Origin of the sequence: Buttiauxella ferragutiae, assembly GCF_022637515.1 — a bacterium.
Classification (GTDB): Bacteria; Pseudomonadota; Gammaproteobacteria; order Enterobacterales; family Enterobacteriaceae; genus Buttiauxella; species Buttiauxella ferragutiae.
The window spans coordinates 432182-451252 of sequence record NZ_CP093332.1 but is presented as its reverse complement, the minus strand read 5'-3'; the positions used below and the strand labels follow the sequence as shown (position 1 = coordinate 451252).

Genomic DNA, 19071 nt, shown 5'->3' with positions numbered 1-19071 from the left:
GCCGCCTTGCAGGCAAGTATGGTCATTTCTTAACTCATGCGCATTGGACAACACCAGCTCAGAAATCGACTGATTGCAGCACCTATGGCTGGCATCACTGACAGACCATTCAGGACGCTGTGTTACGAGATGGGGGCCGGACTGACTGTTTCCGAGATGATGTCCTCTAACCCTGAAGTTTGGGCGAGTGATAAATCACGTTTACGGATGGTGCACGTGAATGAACCAGGTATTCGCACCGTGCAAATTGCCGGTAGTGACCCTGATGAGATGGCAGAGGCCGCACGCATTAACGTGGCTAATGGCGCCCAGATTATTGATATCAATATGGGATGCCCGGCAAAGAAAGTGAATCGTAAGCTCGCGGGTTCAGCACTTCTGCAATACCCAAGTCTGGTGAAATCTATCCTGACAACGGTAATTAACGCAGTGGACGTGCCTGTAACGTTGAAGATTCGCACTGGCTGGGATACGGCGCACCGTAACTGTGAAGAGATTGCCCAACTGGCTGAAGACTGTGGCATTCAAGCTTTGACGATTCATGGACGCACACGCGCCTGTTTATTTCAGGGCGACGCTGAATACGACAGCATTCGGGCAGTTAAGCAGAAAGTTTCCATTCCGGTAATCGCGAATGGTGACATTACTGACCCGCTTAAAGCCAGAGCTGTGCTCGACTACACAGGGGCTGATGCTCTTATGATAGGACGCGCGGCTCAGGGAAGACCCTGGATCTTTCGGGAAATCCAGTATTATCTGGACACTGGAGAGCTGCTTCCTCCCCTGCCTCTGGCAGAGGTGAAGCGCTTACTTTGTGGGCATATTGGGGAACTACATGACTTTTATGGTCATGCTAAGGGATACCGAATTGCTCGCAAACACGTTTCCTGGTACCTACAGGAACACGCTCCAAATGACCAGTTTCGGCGCACATTCAACGCCATTGAAGATGCAAGCGAACAGCTTGAGGCGTTGGAGGCATACTTCGAAAATCTTGCGTAATTAGAAATAAAGAGCTGACAGAACTATGTTCGAACAACGCGTAAATTCTGACGTACTAACCGTTTCCACCGTTAACTCACAGGATCAGGTTACCCAAAAACCTCTTCGTGACTCCGTGAAACAAGCACTGAAGAACTATTTTGCTCAACTAAATGGTCAAGATGTTAGTGATCTGTATGAGCTGGTATTGGCTGAAGTAGAGCAGCCATTGTTGGACATGGTGATGCAATACACCCGTGGCAACCAAACCCGCGCTGCCCTGATGATGGGCATCAACCGTGGCACGCTGCGTAAAAAATTGAAAAAATACGGCATGAACTGATATTAATCAGTTAAGTTGTTGTTTAAAAAGGCGCTACTCGGCATGGGGAAGCGCCTTTTTTAATCTCTGAGAGTATCAAAATAAGCCTGGTTCTTCCGGGAAGTGGAGTAGATAAAGGAACTATGGGTTGCTGGTGGTCATGGAAGAAAGTTATTTATCAGGGAAATAGCGTTCCATGCTAAGAAATCCGGGGAATTATGACATCAATTGCATTTATATGCTTAAATCTTAATTATGAAAAATGGTATTCAACAATCCTTTAGACGAAATGACATTATTGTTGATTTAAAACTCACAAAACAAATGAATACAAAACATAATATTCACCACGTGAATCAAGTTATTAATTGAAACAACTTACTTCATTTTTCAATGAGTAAATTCATTTCCTTCCAGTAACTTTTGCATTAGCCTTAACTCCTTCTTATATACATATCTTAATTGTTCTCCGAAAGGACGGGCATCATGCGAATCGAAAAAAACCAGACAAGGAAATGATTCTGGTAACGATTCTTGCAGGATAGACTCCAGTTCTTCGTCAGTGAATATTGAGGGGTTCAGAGGGCAGCTGTTAATACGCAGATAATCTTGTATAAACCATTTTTCAAACTTGGACTTATCGGTCAGGAGTTTCATTAAACCTTCTTTTAATTTGCGCGTTGAAGGCCATTATTAGGCCGTCTTCTGGACCCATACACAATAGAAGTTTTTAGAAGTCGCGCTTTAAAAAACTTTATAATACATATTAAATACATGATTTTATAGGAAGTTAACTTGTGAGCAATAAATTCGACTACAACCTAATCAAAACGCTGGTGATGATTTTTGAAACAAAAAGCATGACTAAATCAGCTCAGGCACTTGGGATATCGTCGCCGACACTAACATACTCATTAAATAAACTACGTGATTATTATCATGACGTCCTTTTTATCAAATCAGCCAGAGGGCTAAAAGCAACTCCAGTTGCCAGCCAGCTCTATCCATCCTTTAAGAAAATTGACGAAGAAATATCACATTCAATTATCATTAGTGGTAGCAACCAAACAGAAGTATCTAACATATTCATTCGAACCAATACTATGATTGAATATTATTTAATGAATAAATTGCTAAAAAACAATAAAATATCCGATCAGGTATCATTCACATTTAATAACCGTATCATGCTCGAAGATCAGCGGATTACCGCTTTGGTTTCAAGAGAAGTGGATATTGATATTGGTTCTGCAATTAAATATAACCACTCTTTCATTTCTACAAGGATTGCCCAATCTAAAATTATTGGTTTGTGTCGTATGGGGCATCCGAGAATTAAAGATAACTTAAGCCTTGAACAATGGATGAACGAAGAACATGCCGTCCTAAGTTCAGCTGAAACCAATGCGTACCTACCCGAAAAACTGTATGCAAACTCTCACCAGAGGATTATCCGTTATCGATCAAACTCTCTACTCAACATGCTGCATTGTATTGAAAAGAGTGACTTTGTCATGTTCTTCCCTGAATTTTTACTAAAACACATTCCTGAGTACTTTAATCTTCATTGTGTCACTATCCCATGGATGGAGAAAGACACTCTGGATATCTACGCCTACATTCATAGTAAGGCTAAAAATGATGAACGACTTAATCGAATCATAGAATTGTTGAAGAACTGATAAATAATCATAACATATTGATTGATTAATATTTTTTCCAAAATATGATAGTTCCTTACCCGACATAACTGATTGTCGCGACATAAGATTTTTATTGTCTGAAAATTATCATCCTTCATTTTCTCTCCATATTTACCTGCCTGAGTTCGTTTTTCTCCACTTTGTTTACACTGCACATGAATTGCAATTATTCCCCGCTCTTCACCAGACTTAGCGTAGTGATAAAGTTGCCTCATTCACCCCAACAGGTTTTTAGATAACTCTGTAGCCCTGGTGCACAAGTCATCCCTGGACGGGGTTTGGGTTAACGAGGTTCCATATGAAAAAGCTCATTGCCGCTGCGTTGCTTTCTACACTTCTGGCGGGTTGTGCGACTGACTCGCCTTGCGTACCGGTCTATGACGACCAGGGGCGTTTAGTGCATACCAATACCTGTATGAAAGGTACGACTCAGGATAACTGGGAAACCGCAGGCGCAATCGCCGGTGGTGCCGCTGCGATTGCAGGTTTAACGCTGGGTATCGTTGCGTTAACTAAATAAGTATTCCGTTCGAATCAGCAACAGCGCGCCTGACCAGGGCGCACTTTTTTATTGGGAAAATCCGTCTGCATCGTTTAAGTGCAAGCAAAAATAGGCCCTTCCTTTTTTAGTCATCAGCTCTGCTTTTTTAGCGTGAAACAAATCACTCAGTTTCGTACTTTTTTGTTTTGTTGCATCAACAGCCGTGATGCCTCTCACACCCCTGCATTAATAGCACCCCAGCTAATATTAACGTCAGAAACTACTTCTTTTCATATGATCAAAAACTGAAACTTTTTGTGCTGAAATGTGGCGTAGGTTTCATTTTTGCACCGTTTCAGGGCGCTGTGTGCGATTTTTCCTGTCTACACTCAGCTAACTGCGACGCGTGGTACACGCATACCGCGACTCGCAATCTTGGCACTCCCTTTGCTTTAACCAGACTGGCAGATGCCACAGACAGGAAAAACGACGCCACGCTAGCGTCAATACTTATAACGATAATTTCGCCACACAGGATGCATTATGAAAAAGACAATACTCTCCACTCTGGTCGCAGCCGGTGCATTATTCGCAATCGTCGGCCAGGCTCACGCTGGGACCACGTTTGAAGCGGTAAAAAAGAAAGGTTTTGTGCAATGTGGGATTAGCGATGGTCTGCCAGGTTTTTCCTATGCTGATGCCAATGGTAAGTTTACCGGCATTGATGTAGACGTTTGTCGCGGCGTTGCGGCTGCGGTATTTGGTGATGCATCGAAAGTGAAATACACCCCACTGACGGCGAAAGAGCGTTTTACCGCGCTGCAATCTGGTGAAGTGGACATTCTGTCACGTAATACCACCTGGACTTCCTCACGCGATGCCGGGATGGGCATGATGTTTACTGGCGTGACTTATTACGATGGCATCGGCTTCCTGACGCACAACAAAGCAGATCTGAAGAGCGCTAAAGAGCTGGATGGTGCGACTGTATGTATTCAGGCTGGTACTGATACTGAATTGAACGTGGCCGATTACTTCAAAGCAAACAATATGAAGTACACCCCAGTGACGTTCGACCGCTCCGATGAATCAGCGAAGGCGCTGGAATCAGGCCGCTGCGATACTCTGGCTTCCGACCAGTCACAACTCTATGCGCTTCGTATCAAACTCAGCACTCCAGGCGAATGGGTAGTTCTTCCTGAAGTGATTTCAAAAGAACCTTTAGGCCCAGTAGTCCGCCGTGGTGATGAAGACTGGTTCTCCATTGTACGCTGGACTTTGTTCGCCATGCTGAACGCCGAAGAAATGGGTATTGATTCTAAAAACGTTGACCAGATGGCCGCTAATCCAACAACACCAGATATGGCACACCTGTTAGGTAAAGAAGGTGACTTTGGTAAAGACCTGAAACTCGACAATAAATGGGCGTACAACATCGTCAAACAAGTGGGTAACTACGCTGAAATTTTCGAGCATAACGTAGGCTCTGAAAGCCCCCTGAAGATCAAACGTGGACAGAACAACCTGTGGAACAAAGGCGGTATTCAGTACGCACCACCGGTTCGCTAAGCGAGACGTCAGAAATGGGCACTACTGTTGTAGTGCCCAAAGTTTGAGTTTATGTAACTGAGGTTCGCTTATGCCCCATCGCCGCCCACTCGTAAAAGGGGATATCTCCTTTTCAAATCCTGCGGTTCGTGCGTGGCTGTATCAGATTATTGCGGTCGTCATCGTCGCTGGCATCGCCATTTACCTGATACACAACACCGTCACCAACCTTAGCAATCGTGGCATTACCTCCGGTTTTGCATTCCTTGATCGCAGCGCAGGCTTCGGTATCGTTCAGCACCTCATTGATTATGAGCAGGGTGATACTTATGGTCGCGTGTTCGTCGTCGGCCTGCTGAACACCTTATTGGTTTCCGCATTGTGCATTGTCTTCGCTTCATTTATCGGCTTCTTTCTCGGTTTAGCCCGGCTTTCCGATAACTGGCTTCTACGCAAACTTTCTACTTTTTATATCGAGACATTCCGCAATATCCCTCCTTTATTGCAGATTTTCTTTTGGTATTTTGCGGTACTGCGCAACTTACCTGGCCCCCGTCAGGCGGTTAATGCCTTTGATCTTCTCTTTCTGAGCAACCGTGGGCTTTATATTCCTTCTCCGCAAATTGGTGAAGGAGCACTGGCCTTTATTGCTGCTATTGCGGCTGCATTGGTCCTTTCTGCAGGACTGTATCGATATAACAAAATGCACCAGATAAAAACTGGGCAATTGCGCCGTACCTGGCCTTTCGCTTTGGGTTTATTGATATTGCTGCCGATTGTTGCTCAATGGATTTTCGGCGCAGCACTGCACTGGGATGTCCCAGCTTTGCGCGGTTTTAACTTCCGTGGCGGCATGGTACTTATTCCTGAGCTTGCGGCATTAACTCTCGCTTTGTCGGTTTATACCTCCGCTTTTATTGCCGAAATTATTCGTGCCGGAATCCAGTCTGTCCCTTATGGTCAGCACGAAGCGGCGCGCTCATTAGGGATACCCAACCCGGTCACATTGCGCCAGGTCATCATTCCTCAAGCCATGCGCGTGATCATTCCACCGCTCACCAGTCAGTACCTCAATATCGTGAAAAACTCCTCTCTGGCGGCCGCTATTGGCTATCCGGATATGGTTTCGTTGTTCGCAGGAACAGTACTCAACCAGACCGGTCAAGCCATTGAAACCATTGCCATAACGATGTCGGTTTACCTAATTATCAGCCTGACTATTTCGTTACTAATGAATATCTATAACCGGCGAATTGCCCTGGTTGAGCGCTAAGGAATTACGATGACAAAAGCATTAGTGTCACATCACGCGCGCCCAAAGGCTGTTCGCTCAGGTGCCGTACAGTGGGCTCGTAAGAATCTTTTTTCCAGCTGGTCTAATAGCTTACTGACTATTTTCTGCTTGTGGATGATGTGGGAACTGATTCCGCCATTGTTGAATTGGACGATTTTCCAGGCTAATTGGATTGGTGATAGCCGTGCTGACTGCACAAAAGAGGGGGCTTGCTGGGTGTTTATCCACGCACGTTTCGGGCAGTTTATGTATGGGTTATACCCGCATGATCAACGCTGGCGAATTAACCTTGCTCTGCTCATTGGCCTGGCTTCTATCATCCCAATGTTCTGGAATGCGATGCCTCGCCGTGGCCGTTACATCGCCGCATGGGCAGTCATCTATCCTCTGGTTGTTTGGGGTTTGCTATACGGCGGCTTTTTAGGTCTGGATCGTGTCGAAACTCGCCAGTGGGGAGGGTTAACTTTAACGCTTATCATCGCGTCAGTGGGGATTGCCGGTGCGTTACCGTTGGGGATCTTACTGGCCTTAGGCCGCCGTTCGACAATGCCCGTGGTTAGAATTTTGTCGGTGGTCTTTATCGAGTTCTGGCGTGGCGTACCGTTAATCACCGTCTTGTTTATGTCATCCGTCATGCTGCCACTGTTTCTTTCTGAAGGGACAAGCATCGACAAACTTATCCGTGCATTGGTTGGCGTGATCCTTTTCCAGTCCGCTTATGTCGCAGAAGTTGTACGTGGCGGTTTGCAGGCGCTACCAAAAGGGCAGTACGAAGCCGCAGAGTCTCTGGCACTGGGATACTGGAAAACCCAGGGATTAGTGATCCTGCCGCAGGCATTAAAGATGGTCATTCCAGGCCTGGTTAACACCATCATTGCACTATTTAAAGACACCAGTCTGGTGATCATTATTGGTTTGTTTGATCTGTTTAGCAGCGTACAGCAAGCCACTGTTGATCCTGCATGGCTGGGGATGTCGACCGAAGGCTACGTCTTCGCAGCCCTCATCTACTGGATTTTCTGTTTCAGCATGTCGCGTTACAGCCAGCATCTTGAAAAACGTTTTAACACCGGACGAACACCGCACTGAGGATGAATAAATGAGTCAAATTACTATGCAACCCGCTGATGCGATGATCATGCTGGAGAATGTGAATAAATGGTACGGACAGTTTCACGTACTGAAAGATATCAATTTGAAGGTACAACAAGGCGAGCGCATCGTACTGTGCGGGCCTTCAGGTTCAGGTAAATCCACAACGATACGCTGCATTAACCATCTGGAAGAGCATCAACAAGGACGTATTGTCGTTGATGGCACCGAGCTCAACGATGATTTGCGTAATATTGAGAAAGTCAGGACTGAAGTCGGGATGGTTTTCCAACACTTTAACCTTTTCCCACACCTTACAGTGTTGCAAAACTGCACACTTGCGCCGATTTGGGTGCGTAAAATGCCCAAGAAAGAAGCTGAAGCACTCGGCATGCATTATCTGGAAAAGGTACGAATTGCTGAACATGCGCATAAATTCCCGGGGCAAATCTCCGGTGGGCAACAGCAACGCGTAGCGATTGCTCGATCACTCTGTATGAAACCGAAAATTATGCTATTTGATGAGCCTACTTCTGCACTGGACCCGGAGATGGTTAAAGAGGTGTTGGATACCATGATTGGCCTGGCAGAATCAGGCATGACAATGTTGTGTGTAACGCATGAAATGGGTTTTGCACGGACGGTTGCTGATAGAGTGATCTTCATGGACCGGGGGGAAATTGTTGAACAGGCTCCTCCAAATGAGTTCTTTGCCCATCCAAAATCAGAACGCACGCGAGCATTTTTGTCTCAGGTTATTCATTGATATTTATAGATAAAGGTCACTTTCGTGGCTTTTATCTTTTTTACAACGATCCAAAACAAAAAGGCCATCCTTGCGGATGGCCTTTTTGTTTATTTGAAGCCTGGCAGTTCCCTACTCTCGCATGGGGAGACCCCACACTACCATCGGCGCTACGGCGTTTCACTTCTGAGTTCGGCATGGGGTCAGGTGGGACCACCGCGCTACTGCCGCCAGGCAAATTCTTTATCAAGCCGCCGAACTTTAACCTAAAAACTGGTGCTGATACCCAGAGTCGAACTGGGGACCTCACCCTTACCAAGGGTGCGCTCTACCAACTGAGCCATATCAGCACGCTTTAATTTGGAGCCTGGCAGTTCCCTACTCTCGCATGGGGAGACCCCACACTACCATCGGCGCTACGGCGTTTCACTTCTGAGTTCGGCATGGGGTCAGGTGGGACCACCGCGCTAGTGCCGCCAGGCATATTCTGTTTTGTTAACCGTTGCGTTATTCACACAACCATCAACTTAATCTCGGTTCAAGCTGAAAATCAAATGTCATAGTCTCTCAACCAAAACACCTTCGGTGTTGTAAGGTTAAGCCTCACGGATCATTAGTACTGGTTAGCTCAACGTATCGCTACGCTTACACACCCAGCCTATCAACGTCGTAGTCTTCAACGTTCCTTCAGGACCCTTAAAGGGTCAGGGAGAACTCATCTCGGGGCAAGTTTCGCGCTTAGATGCTTTCAGCGCTTATCTTTTCCGCATTTAGCTACCGGGCAATGCCATTGGCATGACAACCCGAACACCAGTGATGCGTCCACTCCGGTCCTCTCGTACTAGGAGCAGCCCCCCTCAATTCTCCAGCGCCCACGGCAGATAGGGACCGAACTGTCTCACGACGTTCTAAACCCAGCTCGCGTACCACTTTAAATGGCGAACAGCCATACCCTTGGGACCTACTTCAGCCCCAGGATGTGATGAGCCGACATCGAGGTGCCAAACACCGCCGTCGATATGAACTCTTGGGCGGTATCAGCCTGTTATCCCCGGAGTACCTTTTATCCGTTGAGCGATGGCCCTTCCATTCAGAACCACCGGATCACTAAGACCTGCTTTCGCACCTGCTCGAGCCGTCACTCTCGCAGTCAAGCTAGCTTATGCCTTTGCACTAACCTCACGATGTCCGACCGTGATTAGCTAACCTTCGTGCTCCTCCGTTACGCTTTAGGAGGAGACCGCCCCAGTCAAACTACCCACCAGACACTGTCCGCAACCCGGATTACGGGTCTACGTTAGAACACCAGCCATTAAAGGGTGGTATTTCAAGGTTGGCTCCACAAGAACTGGCGTCCTCGCTTCAAAGCCTCCCACCTATCCTACACATCAAGGACCAGTGTTCAGTGTCAAGCTATAGTAAAGGTTCACGGGGTCTTTCCGTCTTGCCGCGGGTACACTGCATCTTCACAGCGATTTCAATTTCACTGAGTCTCGGGTGGAGACAGCCTGGCCATCATTACGCCATTCGTGCAGGTCGGAACTTACCCGACAAGGAATTTCGCTACCTTAGGACCGTTATAGTTACGGCCGCCGTTTACCGGGGCTTCGATCAAGAGCTTCAGCTTGCGCTTAACCCCATCAATTAACCTTCCGGCACCGGGCAGGCGTCACACCGTATACGTCCACTTTCGTGTTTGCACAGTGCTGTGTTTTTAATAAACAGTTGCAGCCAGCTGGTATCTTCGACTGCCTTCAGCTCCATCCGCAAGGGACTTCACCTACCGACAGCGTGCCTTCTCCCGAAGTTACGGCACCATTTTGCCTAGTTCCTTCACCCGAGTTCTCTCAAGCGCCTTGGTATTCTCTACCTGACCACCTGTGTCGGTTTGGGGTACGATTTGATGTTACCTGATGCTTAGAGGCTTTTCCTGGAAGTGCGGCATTTGTTACTTCAGCACCGTAGTGCCTCGTCATCACACCTCAGCGTTAGATAAGAGTCCGGATTTACCTAAACTCTCCGCCTACATGCTTAAACCGGGACAACCGTCGCCCGGCTAACATAGCCCTCTCCGTCCCCCCTTCGCAGTAACACCGAGTACAGGAATATTAACCTGTTTCCCATCGACTACGCCTTTCGGCCTCGCCTTAGGGGTCGACTCACCCTGCCCCGATTAACGTTGGACAGGAACCCTTGGTCTTCCGGCGAGCGGGTTTTTCACCCGCTTTATCGTTACTTATGTCAGCATTCGCACTTCTGATACCTCCACCAGACCTCACAGTCCAGCTTCAACGGCTTACAGAACGCTCCCCTACCCAACAACGCATAAGCGTCGCTGCCGCAGCTTCGGTGCATGGTTTAGCCCCGTTACATCTTCCGCGCAGGCCGACTCGACCAGTGAGCTATTACGCTTTCTTTAAATGATGGCTGCTTCTAAGCCAACATCCTGGCTGTCTGTGCCTTCCCACATCGTTTCCCACTTAACCATGACTTTGGGACCTTAGCTGGCGGTCTGGGTTGTTTCCCTCTTCACGACGGACGTTAGCACCCGCCGTGTGTCTCCCGTGATAACATTCTTCGGTATTCGGAGTTTGCATCGGGTTGGTAAGCCGGGATGGCCCCCTAGCCGAAACAGTGCTCTACCCCCGAAGATGAGTTCACGAGGCGCTACCTAAATAGCTTTCGGGGAGAACCAGCTATCTCCCGGTTTGATTGGCCTTTCACCCCCAGCCACAAGTCATCCGCTAATTTTTCAACATTAGTCGGTTCGGTCCTCCAGTTAGTGTTACCCAACCTTCAACCTGCCCATGGCTAGATCACCGGGTTTCGGGTCTATACCCTGCAACTTAACGCCCAGTTAAGACTCGGTTTCCCTGCGGCTCCCCTATACGGTTAACCTTGCTACAGAATATAAGTCGCTGACCCATTATACAAAAGGTACGCAGTCACCCCATAAAAGAGGCTCCCACTGCTTGTACGTACACGGTTTCAGGTTCTGTTTCACTCCCCTCGCCGGGGTTCTTTTCGCCTTTCCCTCACGGTACTGGTTCACTATCGGTCAGTCAGGAGTATTTAGCCTTGGAGGATGGTCCCCCCATATTCAGACAGGATACCACGTGTCCCGCCCTACTCTTCGAGTTCACAGCATGTGTATTTTTGTGTACGGGAGTATCACCCTGTACCCTGCGACTTTCCAGACGCTTCCACTAATACACAAACTGATTCAGACTCTGGGCTGCTCCCCGTTCGCTCGCCGCTACTGGGGGAATCTCGGTTGATTTCTTTTCCTCGGGGTACTTAGATGTTTCAGTTCCCCCGGTTCGCTTCGTTAAGCTATGTATTCACTTAACGATAGTGCAACGAATTGCACTGGGTTTCCCCATTCGGAAATCGTCGGTTATAACGGTTCATATCACCTTACCGACGCTTATCGCAGATTAGCACGTCCTTCATCGCCTCTGACTGCCAGGGCATCCACCGTGTACGCTTAGTCGCTTAACCTCACAACCCGAAGATGTCTCGTAAGACACAATCGTATGTTGTGAAAATTTGAGAGACTCGAACATATCGTATTCCCATTCCTTATTACGGAGGAATGAGACGACATGTCGTTTCAATTTTCAGCTTGTTCCGGATTTTTAAAGAGCAATATCTCAAACATAACTCACTGAGTTAGTTTTGAGATATTCGGTGATAATGTCTTTCACATCATTATCTTAAGATGGCGTCCCCAAGGGGATTCGAACCCCTGTTACAGCCGTGAAAGGGCAGTGTCCTGGGCCTCTAGACGATGGGGACACGAATAATCCTTTGCAGGATATCGCTTTTTGCTCATTTACTTTCATCAGACAATCTGTGTGAGCACTACGCAAGTTCGTATCTATTAGGTAAGGAGGTGATCCAACCGCAGGTTCCCCTACGGTTACCTTGTTACGACTTCACCCCAGTCATGAATCACAAAGTGGTAAGCGCCCTCCCGAAGGTTAAGCTACCTACTTCTTTTGCAACCCACTCCCATGGTGTGACGGGCGGTGTGTACAAGGCCCGGGAACGTATTCACCGTAGCATTCTGATCTACGATTACTAGCGATTCCGACTTCACGGAGTCGAGTTGCAGACTCCGATCCGGACTACGACGCACTTTATGAGGTCCGCTTGCTCTCGCGAGGTCGCTTCTCTTTGTATGCGCCATTGTAGCACGTGTGTAGCCCTACTCGTAAGGGCCATGATGACTTGACGTCATCCCCACCTTCCTCCAGTTTATCACTGGCAGTCTCCTTTGAGTTCCCGGCCGAACCGCTGGCAACAAAGGATAAGGGTTGCGCTCGTTGCGGGACTTAACCCAACATTTCACAACACGAGCTGACGACAGCCATGCAGCACCTGTCTCAGAGTTCCCGAAGGCACTAAGGCATCTCTGCCGAATTCTCTGGATGTCAAGAGTAGGTAAGGTTCTTCGCGTTGCATCGAATTAAACCACATGCTCCACCGCTTGTGCGGGCCCCCGTCAATTCATTTGAGTTTTAACCTTGCGGCCGTACTCCCCAGGCGGTCGACTTAACGCGTTAGCTCCGGAAGCCACTCCTCAAGGGAACAACCTCCAAGTCGACATCGTTTACGGCGTGGACTACCAGGGTATCTAATCCTGTTTGCTCCCCACGCTTTCGCACCTGAGCGTCAGTCTTTGTCCAGGGGGCCGCCTTCGCCACCGGTATTCCTCCAGATCTCTACGCATTTCACCGCTACACCTGGAATTCTACCCCCCTCTACAAGACTCTAGCCTGCCAGTTTCGAATGCAGTTCCCAGGTTGAGCCCGGGGATTTCACATCCGACTTGACAGACCGCCTGCGTGCGCTTTACGCCCAGTAATTCCGATTAACGCTTGCACCCTCCGTATTACCGCGGCTGCTGGCACGGAGTTAGCCGGTGCTTCTTCTGCGAGTAACGTCAATCACTGCGGTTATTAACCACAATGCCTTCCTCCTCGCTGAAAGTACTTTACAACCCGAAGGCCTTCTTCATACACGCGGCATGGCTGCATCAGGCTTGCGCCCATTGTGCAATATTCCCCACTGCTGCCTCCCGTAGGAGTCTGGACCGTGTCTCAGTTCCAGTGTGGCTGGTCATCCTCTCAGACCAGCTAGGGATCGTCGCCTAGGTGAGCCATTACCTCACCTACTAGCTAATCCCATCTGGGCACATCTGATGGCAAGAGGCCCGAAGGTCCCCCTCTTTGGTCCGAAGACGTTATGCGGTATTAGCTACCGTTTCCAGTAGTTATCCCCCTCCATCAGGCAGTTTCCCAGACATTACTCACCCGTCCGCCGCTCGTCACCCAGGAGCAAGCTCCCTGTGCTACCGCTCGACTTGCATGTGTTAGGCCTGCCGCCAGCGTTCAATCTGAGCCATGATCAAACTCTTCAATTAAAAGCTTGATTTGCTTCAACTCGTGAAGCGGTGCTCAAAAATTAACTTTCGTAATAATTCACTTAAATGAATTACTGCTTGGTCACTCTTCAAGACTTGATATTTTTTTGATACCCGAAGGTATCTGAGATATCAATCCTGCGAGTGCCCACACAGATTGTCTGATAAATTGTTAAAGAGCAGTGAGTTACGCGCTTTCGCTTGCTAACTCGAGGTGGCGTATATTACGCTTTCCTCTTTCAGAGTCAACCCTTAATTTCAGGATATTTGACTCTCATCGCCGCCGTTACTCTGTGATGTTGTTCACATGTTCCGTGTCGATGGAGGCGCATTATAGGGATCTCTTTTTATTGCACAACTCTTTTTTCGATCTTTTCTTCCGACTGATTAGTTTTCGCCCTTTTCGCTGTGATCGTGTTCGATCTGCCCTGTTTTTGATGCTTTACCTCCTTGCCATAGGCTAAGAAAGCAGCCACAGTCTATCTATAAAGAGAACTGTCAGAGGTATTTATGTCCGCAGTATTACGACCTTTCCAAAAAACTTATCCTGAAATAGGCCAGCGCGTGATGCTTGATAGCTCAAGTGTTGTCATTGGTGATGTGCGCCTTGCCGATGATGTGAGCATTTGGCCATTAGTCGCTATTCGCGGCGACGTAAACTATGTGGCTATTGGCGCACGTAGCAATATTCAAGACGGTAGTGTGTTACATGTCACGCATAAGTCTTCTTATAACCCGGAAGGTAATCCGCTTGTTGTTGGGGAAGATGTGACTGTTGGGCATAAGGTTATGCTGCACGGCTGCACGATCGGAAACCGCGTGCTTGTGGGGATGGGATCGATTTTGCTTGATGGTGTAGTAATAGAAGATGATGTCATGATCGGTGCGGGAAGTTTGGTACCGCAGAATAAGCGTCTTGAAAGTGGTTACCTCTACTTGGGCAGCCCGGTAAAACAGATCCGTCCTTTAAAATCTGAAGAACTCGAAGGCTTAAAATACTCAGCCAATAACTACGTTCGCTGGAAAGATGAGTACCTTGCTCAGGAAAGCCAGACGCAGCCTTGATTGTCATCTTCACCAGCAACAATCAACTCCTCAGCTTCGTCTTCCAGGTCCCAACGGTTAAGACGAAAAAGCTCGAGCCATGATTCTTTATTATCGCTACCATAACGGCTGGCGATAATTTCCCCGGTAATCGCACACATCACCTGAAAACCATTTACTAATGCAGGGAAACAGATCGCCTGAAGTTGATCGTCCCATTGTTCACGGTCGGGAAATTGGATCGCCTGGTTCACTGCGCCATTTCCTGCTTTAGCTTCTCTATAACTGGGGCGATTTCAGGTAACACACCGTGCCACAAGAAAAAGGCATGCGCAGCCTGCCCCACCAGCATCCCCAAACCATCTGCATAATGTTGAACGCCGTGCTGTTTACACCAATGCAAGAAGGGGGTTTCGCCCTTTTGGTAGAACATGTCGTAGCAATGAACATTGTGCGAAAGCAACGATGCTGGAATAGCAGGAATGTCACCGGCAATACCACTGGAAGTCGCATTAAGGATGAGATCAAATTGATGCCCCTCCAGTTCAGATTGTTCTAAAGACTGGATGCTGCCCATATGGTTAAACAATTGTGCGAGTTCCTGGGCCCGTGAAAAGGTGCGATTGGTGATCGTCACTGCGCAATCAAGCGAGAGCAGCGGCAATAGTACGCCTCTTGCCGCGCCACCAGCGCCAAGCAGCAAAACACGTCGGCCCGGTTCTATAAGCGATAAGCGTTCGAGATCGGTTAATAACCCAATCCCATCGGTGTTATCGCCTAACAGACGACCATCTTCCAGGCGCTTGAGGGTATTTACCGCGCCAGCTAACGCAGCGCGTTCTGTTAGCTCATCGGCCCGGGCGAATGCCTGCTCTTTGAAAGGGACCGTAATGTTGATTCCTTTACCGCCCGCCAGGAAAAAGTGCTCAAGTGTTTCAATAAAAGCATCAACAGGCGCAAGCACGCGGCCATAGGGATGCTCAATTTGTAATTGCTCAGCAAACATCTGATGAATTTGCGGAGATTTGCTGTGCTGAATGGGATTACCAAAAACGGCGAAGGTTTCCATTATTTACCCCTGGCGGAAAAGTTCGCCGGTCAAAGCGTCACGGATTTCAGAAGGATTCTGTCTGCCACCGGTATCGCCACGTAGCACCGGGAAATCATCGCCAAATTGCAGCAAGACTTCATCGGCAGTACGGCAAGGCGGCAGCCCGGACAGATTGGCACTGGTAGACACCAAAGGTTTGCCATAAGCCAAACACAGCTCACGAACCAATGGGTGGTCAGTCACCCTCACCGCTAAAGACTCAAATCGGCCTGTTAGCCAGCGCGGTGTGGATGGCAGTGCAGGAAAGACAAAGGTCACAGGCCCCGGCCAACAGGAAAATACTGCATCTCGCTGCATTTGAGTCAGGGTTGCACTATCTATATAAGGAAGAAGCTGCTCGAAATTCGCAGCGATCAGAATCAGACCTTTGTCGACGGGGCGATGTTTTAGTTCAAGCAAACGCATGACGGCCACTTCGCTGTCGGGATCACAACCGACACCAAAGACAGCTTCGGTTGGATAAGCGATGACTTGTTGTTGTTTTAGGGCGGCAACGATCTCTACGAGTTGCTCTGATTGCAGGTTTGTCTTCACAAGCTTTTATTCCGCCGTTACCGGCTTTCCACATTGTTTACTGGCACAGAATTGCTTTAGCCCCTGCGCCGTTTTCTTTTCGATAAGTAAAGGATAGTGACATGCAGTGCATTCACCAGCCACCGGTTTGCTATTTATAACAAACTGGCATGTTGGATAGCAGTCGCACGACCAAAAGGTTTTGCCGAATCGAGAGCGTCGCTGGACTAATTTCCCTTGCTGGCATTGAGGGCAGCTGATTGCTGTTTCATCAGGCTTGTCGATGACTTCCGAGTGTTCACACGTTGGATAATCACTACAACCGATAAACATGCCAAAACGCCCCTGCCGCAACACAAGATTTTTCTGGCATACAGGGCAAAGCTGACCTTCAAGCACTTTAACTACGTGGCCATCAGCCTGGCTTTTTAGCGGGCGTACATAATCGCATTCCGGATAATGGGAGCAGCCAAGAAAAGGGCCGTGTTTACCGGAACGAATGACTAACCCTGCCCCACATTGAGGGCAGGGTTCATTTTTAGGCACAGTGAACAGTGCTGATTTGGTCATAACATCTCATGCTGCGACTTTAATTTAGTGCAGCATACCTTCATTTACTTCGAAGAGTAATTCTTCCATTTGTTGGTAAGCGTTTTCGCAACCCGGAATATTGAACAGCACCATCAGCACCACCCACTTTAAATCTTCCAGCTCGAACTCGGCGGTGTCTAATGCTAATACTCGCTCAATGACCATTTCACGGGTTTCGAGGTTCAGCACCTGAATCTGTTCAAGGAACAGTAAAAACCCCCGACAAGTTGCATCAAGTCGCTGGCATTCATCTGCGGTATACATACGCATTGAAAGTGGGTCAGCGGCCAGTTGCATGGGTTCAGTCAGACCTTCCTGATAGTCCGCCAGTTTTTCAAGCCATACAAGAGCGTTATAAATGTCTTCATGATCAAAACCGGCGTCGGCGAGATCACGTGTCAATTTATCTTGATCAACTCGCATTTCCACTTCGTTGTGGATGTAGGTTTCAAATAAGTACATTAGTACGTCGAACATGGCATGCCCTCCTCAATCGGACATAGCCGCCGGGTACAGCTGCGATCCATCCTGCTAACTCCAGTTCGAGTAGCTGGGCTACCGTCTCTGGCACAGGTTGGCCGGCACGTTCAGCGACGACGTCAACAGGTGTAACCTCATCTCCTACGTTAGCCAACAGCTCAGGAAATGGCAATGTGCGATCCCCCTCATTGTGTGAATATATTAATGCTTTGTGAGGTGAAGGAAGCCATTGCAGTTCGTTTTCCAGGTGCTCGAGTATGTCCGACGGGTGGCTTACCAGTGTAGCGCCTTGCTTAATCAACCAGTGTGGCCCTTCACTGCCGGGACTACCCACTGCGCCTGGTAACGCAAACAGTTCCCTGCCTTGCTCGAGTGCATAACGGGCCGTGACCAGCGATCCACTGCGCTCACTGGCTTCGACAACAAATACCGCACGACTCAGCCCACTGATGATGCGATTTCTGCGCGGAAAATTGCCTGGATAGGGAGAGGTCGTTAGGGGAAATTCAGAGATAATCGCCCCTCCTTCCGCAATTATCTGTTCGGCCAATTGCTTATGGCGCCTGGGGTAAATTCCAGCCAGCCCATTCCCCAACACCGCGATGGTTTTCCCGTGAACGTTTATTGCCGCGCGGTGCGCCACCGCGTCAATACCCAGAGCCAAACCACTGGTTATCGTTAACCCGGCAGTAGCTAATGGTTCGCAAAACATCCGGCACCACCGCTCGCCATATTGGGAAATACTGCGATTACCCACTACGGCAAGTTGGTTACTGGAAAGAAGCTCAATATCCCCCCTGACAAATAAAGCTGCAGGGTAGCAATCTATTGCACGCAACTGAGCTGGATAATGCTCACAGTCGGCCGTGAGAAGATGATGATCAGGTACTTCAAGCCAGTCCAATGACTCTTCCAGCTCTTTGCCACTAAATTCCAGAAAATGAGAAATCTGCTGGGTAGATAAGCCTGCTCTCGTCAGAGAAACAACCGAACACTCAGGCTCCTTCAACAAGAAATGGGCAATTTTTAATAGCTTATCGCCACTCAGGCTTTGAACCGCCATCAGACGTAACCAGATCTCTTTTGGTGGCATCTCATCCTCCTGCCATAAGCTATAAAAGCAATCCTTGCGATTGGTCACTGATGCTGTCAATCAGGCCGGGAAATGTCTAGAATAGAGGTAATAATCTTTCTATCAATTGAACACAGCTCTGGATATTTATGTCAGTTTTGCAGGTATTACATTTCCCGGACGAGCGCCTTCGCACTGTGGCGACTCCGGTCAAAGAGGTGAATGCGGAGATTCAGCAGATTGTCGATGACATGTTCGAGACAATGTACGCTGAAGAAGGTATTGGCCTTGCAGCAACACAGGTGGATATCCACCAACGAATTATTGTGATTGATGTTTCTGAAAACCGCGACGAGCGCCTGGTTTTAATCAATCCAGAGCTGCTGGAAAAAAGCGGTGAAACCGGCATCGAAGAGGGTTGCCTCTCTATTCCAGAACAACGTGCGTTAGTGCCTCGTGCCGAACGAGTCAAAATCCGTGCACTGGACCGTGAAGGTCAGCCGTATGAACTAGAAGCCGATGGCCTGCTTGCTATTTGTATTCAGCACGAAATGGACCATCTGGTTGGCAAACTGTTTGTCGATTACCTTTCACCGTTGAAACGTCAGCGTATTCGTCAGAAACTGGAAAAAATGGCTCGTCTGAATAAGAGCGCCTAATCCATCA

At 48.3% G+C, this 19071-nt stretch carries 17 protein-coding genes, 2 tRNA genes and 4 rRNA genes; 10 read left to right on the top strand and 13 right to left on the bottom strand.

The window, feature by feature from the left end:
- Positions 1 to 36 precede the first annotated feature (36 nt).
- Both dusB and fis read left to right on the top strand, forming a co-directional pair.
- Entirely contained in the window at positions 37 to 1002 is a 966-nt protein-coding gene (gene dusB / locus MNO13_RS02105) for a tRNA dihydrouridine synthase DusB (protein ID WP_034459869.1), read from the top strand.
- 25 nt (positions 1003 to 1027) lie between these two features.
- Positions 1028 to 1324 (top strand): DNA-binding transcriptional regulator Fis, encoded by a 297-nt coding sequence (gene fis / locus MNO13_RS02100; RefSeq protein ID WP_003855228.1) that lies wholly within the window; start codon positions 1028 to 1030, stop codon positions 1322 to 1324.
- 369 nt (positions 1325 to 1693) lie between these two features.
- Here the strand turns inward: fis and MNO13_RS02095 are convergent, their stop codons facing one another.
- The gene (locus tag MNO13_RS02095) at positions 1694 to 1960 is read right to left on the bottom strand and encodes a hypothetical protein (protein WP_064543018.1); all 267 of its coding nucleotides are present in this window, start codon (positions 1958 to 1960) and stop codon (positions 1694 to 1696) included.
- 140 nt (positions 1961 to 2100) lie between these two features.
- Between MNO13_RS02095 and MNO13_RS02090 the strand changes: the two genes are divergently transcribed.
- The 6 genes from MNO13_RS02090 to MNO13_RS02065 all read left to right on the top strand — a co-directional run bounded on the left by MNO13_RS02090 (position 2101) and on the right by MNO13_RS02065 (position 8187).
- Positions 2101 to 2985: a LysR family transcriptional regulator gene (locus tag MNO13_RS02090; RefSeq protein ID WP_064543016.1), complete on the top strand. Its 885-nt coding sequence runs from the start codon at positions 2101 to 2103 to the stop codon at positions 2983 to 2985.
- Between the two features lie 319 nt (positions 2986 to 3304).
- A complete protein-coding gene (locus MNO13_RS02085) occupies positions 3305 to 3526 on the top strand; it encodes a hypothetical protein (RefSeq protein WP_121814786.1) in 222 nt (73 codons plus the stop codon).
- A gap of 504 nt (positions 3527 to 4030) precedes the next feature.
- The gene (locus MNO13_RS02080; RefSeq protein ID WP_064543014.1) at positions 4031 to 5056 is read left to right on the top strand and encodes an amino acid ABC transporter substrate-binding protein; all 1026 of its coding nucleotides are present in this window, start codon (positions 4031 to 4033) and stop codon (positions 5054 to 5056) included.
- A 70-nt stretch (positions 5057 to 5126) separates the two neighbouring features.
- Positions 5127 to 6308 carry an amino acid ABC transporter permease gene (locus MNO13_RS02075; protein WP_133522290.1) on the top strand — a complete coding sequence of 394 codons (1182 nt, stop codon included), beginning with the start codon at positions 5127 to 5129 and terminating at the stop codon, positions 6306 to 6308.
- A 9-nt stretch (positions 6309 to 6317) separates the two neighbouring features.
- Positions 6318 to 7418, top strand: coding sequence for an amino acid ABC transporter permease (locus MNO13_RS02070; RefSeq protein WP_064543009.1), 1101 nt, complete (start codon positions 6318 to 6320; stop codon positions 7416 to 7418).
- 10 nt (positions 7419 to 7428) lie between these two features.
- Positions 7429 to 8187 carry an amino acid ABC transporter ATP-binding protein gene (locus tag MNO13_RS02065; RefSeq protein WP_064514184.1) on the top strand — a complete coding sequence of 253 codons (759 nt, stop codon included), beginning with the start codon at positions 7429 to 7431 and terminating at the stop codon, positions 8185 to 8187.
- A gap of 98 nt (positions 8188 to 8285) precedes the next feature.
- Here the strand turns inward: MNO13_RS02065 and rrf (MNO13_RS02060) are convergent.
- The 6 genes from rrf (MNO13_RS02060) to MNO13_RS02035 all read right to left on the bottom strand — a co-directional run bounded on the left by rrf (MNO13_RS02060) (position 8286) and on the right by MNO13_RS02035 (position 13594).
- Positions 8286 to 8401, bottom strand: a 5S ribosomal RNA gene (gene rrf / locus MNO13_RS02060).
- A gap of 39 nt (positions 8402 to 8440) precedes the next feature.
- Positions 8441 to 8516: transfer RNA gene (locus MNO13_RS02055), tRNA-Thr, on the bottom strand.
- Between the two features lie 15 nt (positions 8517 to 8531).
- Positions 8532 to 8647: ribosomal RNA gene (gene rrf / locus MNO13_RS02050) — 5S ribosomal RNA — on the bottom strand.
- A gap of 111 nt (positions 8648 to 8758) precedes the next feature.
- Positions 8759 to 11667: ribosomal RNA gene (locus MNO13_RS02045) — 23S ribosomal RNA — on the bottom strand.
- A gap of 221 nt (positions 11668 to 11888) precedes the next feature.
- Positions 11889 to 11964, bottom strand: a tRNA-Glu gene (locus tag MNO13_RS02040).
- 90 nt (positions 11965 to 12054) lie between these two features.
- Positions 12055 to 13594: ribosomal RNA gene (locus MNO13_RS02035) — 16S ribosomal RNA — on the bottom strand.
- The 16S, 23S and 5S rRNA genes sit together here with 2 tRNA genes alongside, the layout of an rRNA operon.
- A 510-nt stretch (positions 13595 to 14104) precedes the next feature.
- Between MNO13_RS02035 and MNO13_RS02030 the strand changes: the two genes are divergently transcribed.
- Positions 14105 to 14659 (top strand): gamma carbonic anhydrase family protein, encoded by a 555-nt coding sequence (locus tag MNO13_RS02030; protein WP_241939479.1) that lies wholly within the window; start codon positions 14105 to 14107, stop codon positions 14657 to 14659.
- Here the strand turns inward: MNO13_RS02030 and MNO13_RS02025 are convergent.
- From MNO13_RS02025 to dprA, 6 genes are read right to left on the bottom strand one after another with little or no spacing between them, the layout of a single operon-like run.
- Positions 14635 to 14892 (bottom strand): DUF1488 family protein, encoded by a 258-nt coding sequence (locus MNO13_RS02025; protein ID WP_241939478.1) that lies wholly within the window; start codon positions 14890 to 14892, stop codon positions 14635 to 14637. The genes MNO13_RS02030 and MNO13_RS02025 overlap by 25 nt on opposite strands.
- Positions 14889 to 15707 (bottom strand): shikimate dehydrogenase, encoded by an 819-nt coding sequence (gene aroE / locus MNO13_RS02020; protein ID WP_241939477.1) that lies wholly within the window; start codon positions 15705 to 15707, stop codon positions 14889 to 14891. Before aroE ends, MNO13_RS02025 begins: the two co-directional genes overlap by 4 nt.
- A 3-nt stretch (positions 15708 to 15710) precedes the next feature.
- Entirely contained in the window at positions 15711 to 16283 is a 573-nt protein-coding gene (gene tsaC / locus MNO13_RS02015; RefSeq protein ID WP_064542999.1) for an L-threonylcarbamoyladenylate synthase type 1 TsaC, read from the bottom strand.
- A gap of 6 nt (positions 16284 to 16289) precedes the next feature.
- Positions 16290 to 16832: a DNA topoisomerase family protein gene (locus tag MNO13_RS02010; protein ID WP_064542996.1), complete on the bottom strand. Its 543-nt coding sequence runs from the start codon at positions 16830 to 16832 to the stop codon at positions 16290 to 16292.
- 24 nt (positions 16833 to 16856) lie between these two features.
- Entirely contained in the window at positions 16857 to 17330 is a 474-nt protein-coding gene (smg, locus tag MNO13_RS02005) for a DUF494 family protein Smg (RefSeq protein WP_064542994.1), read from the bottom strand.
- Positions 17302 to 18426 carry a DNA-protecting protein DprA gene (dprA, locus tag MNO13_RS02000; RefSeq protein ID WP_064542992.1) on the bottom strand — a complete coding sequence of 375 codons (1125 nt, stop codon included), beginning with the start codon at positions 18424 to 18426 and terminating at the stop codon, positions 17302 to 17304. Before dprA ends, smg begins: the two co-directional genes overlap by 29 nt.
- A 128-nt stretch (positions 18427 to 18554) precedes the next feature.
- Here dprA and def point away from each other — a divergent pair, with 128 nt between their 5' ends.
- On the top strand, positions 18555 to 19064 hold the full coding sequence (gene def, locus MNO13_RS01995; RefSeq protein WP_064542990.1) for a peptide deformylase: 510 nt from the start codon (positions 18555 to 18557) through the stop codon (positions 19062 to 19064).
- Positions 19065 to 19071: the final 7 nt, after the last annotated feature.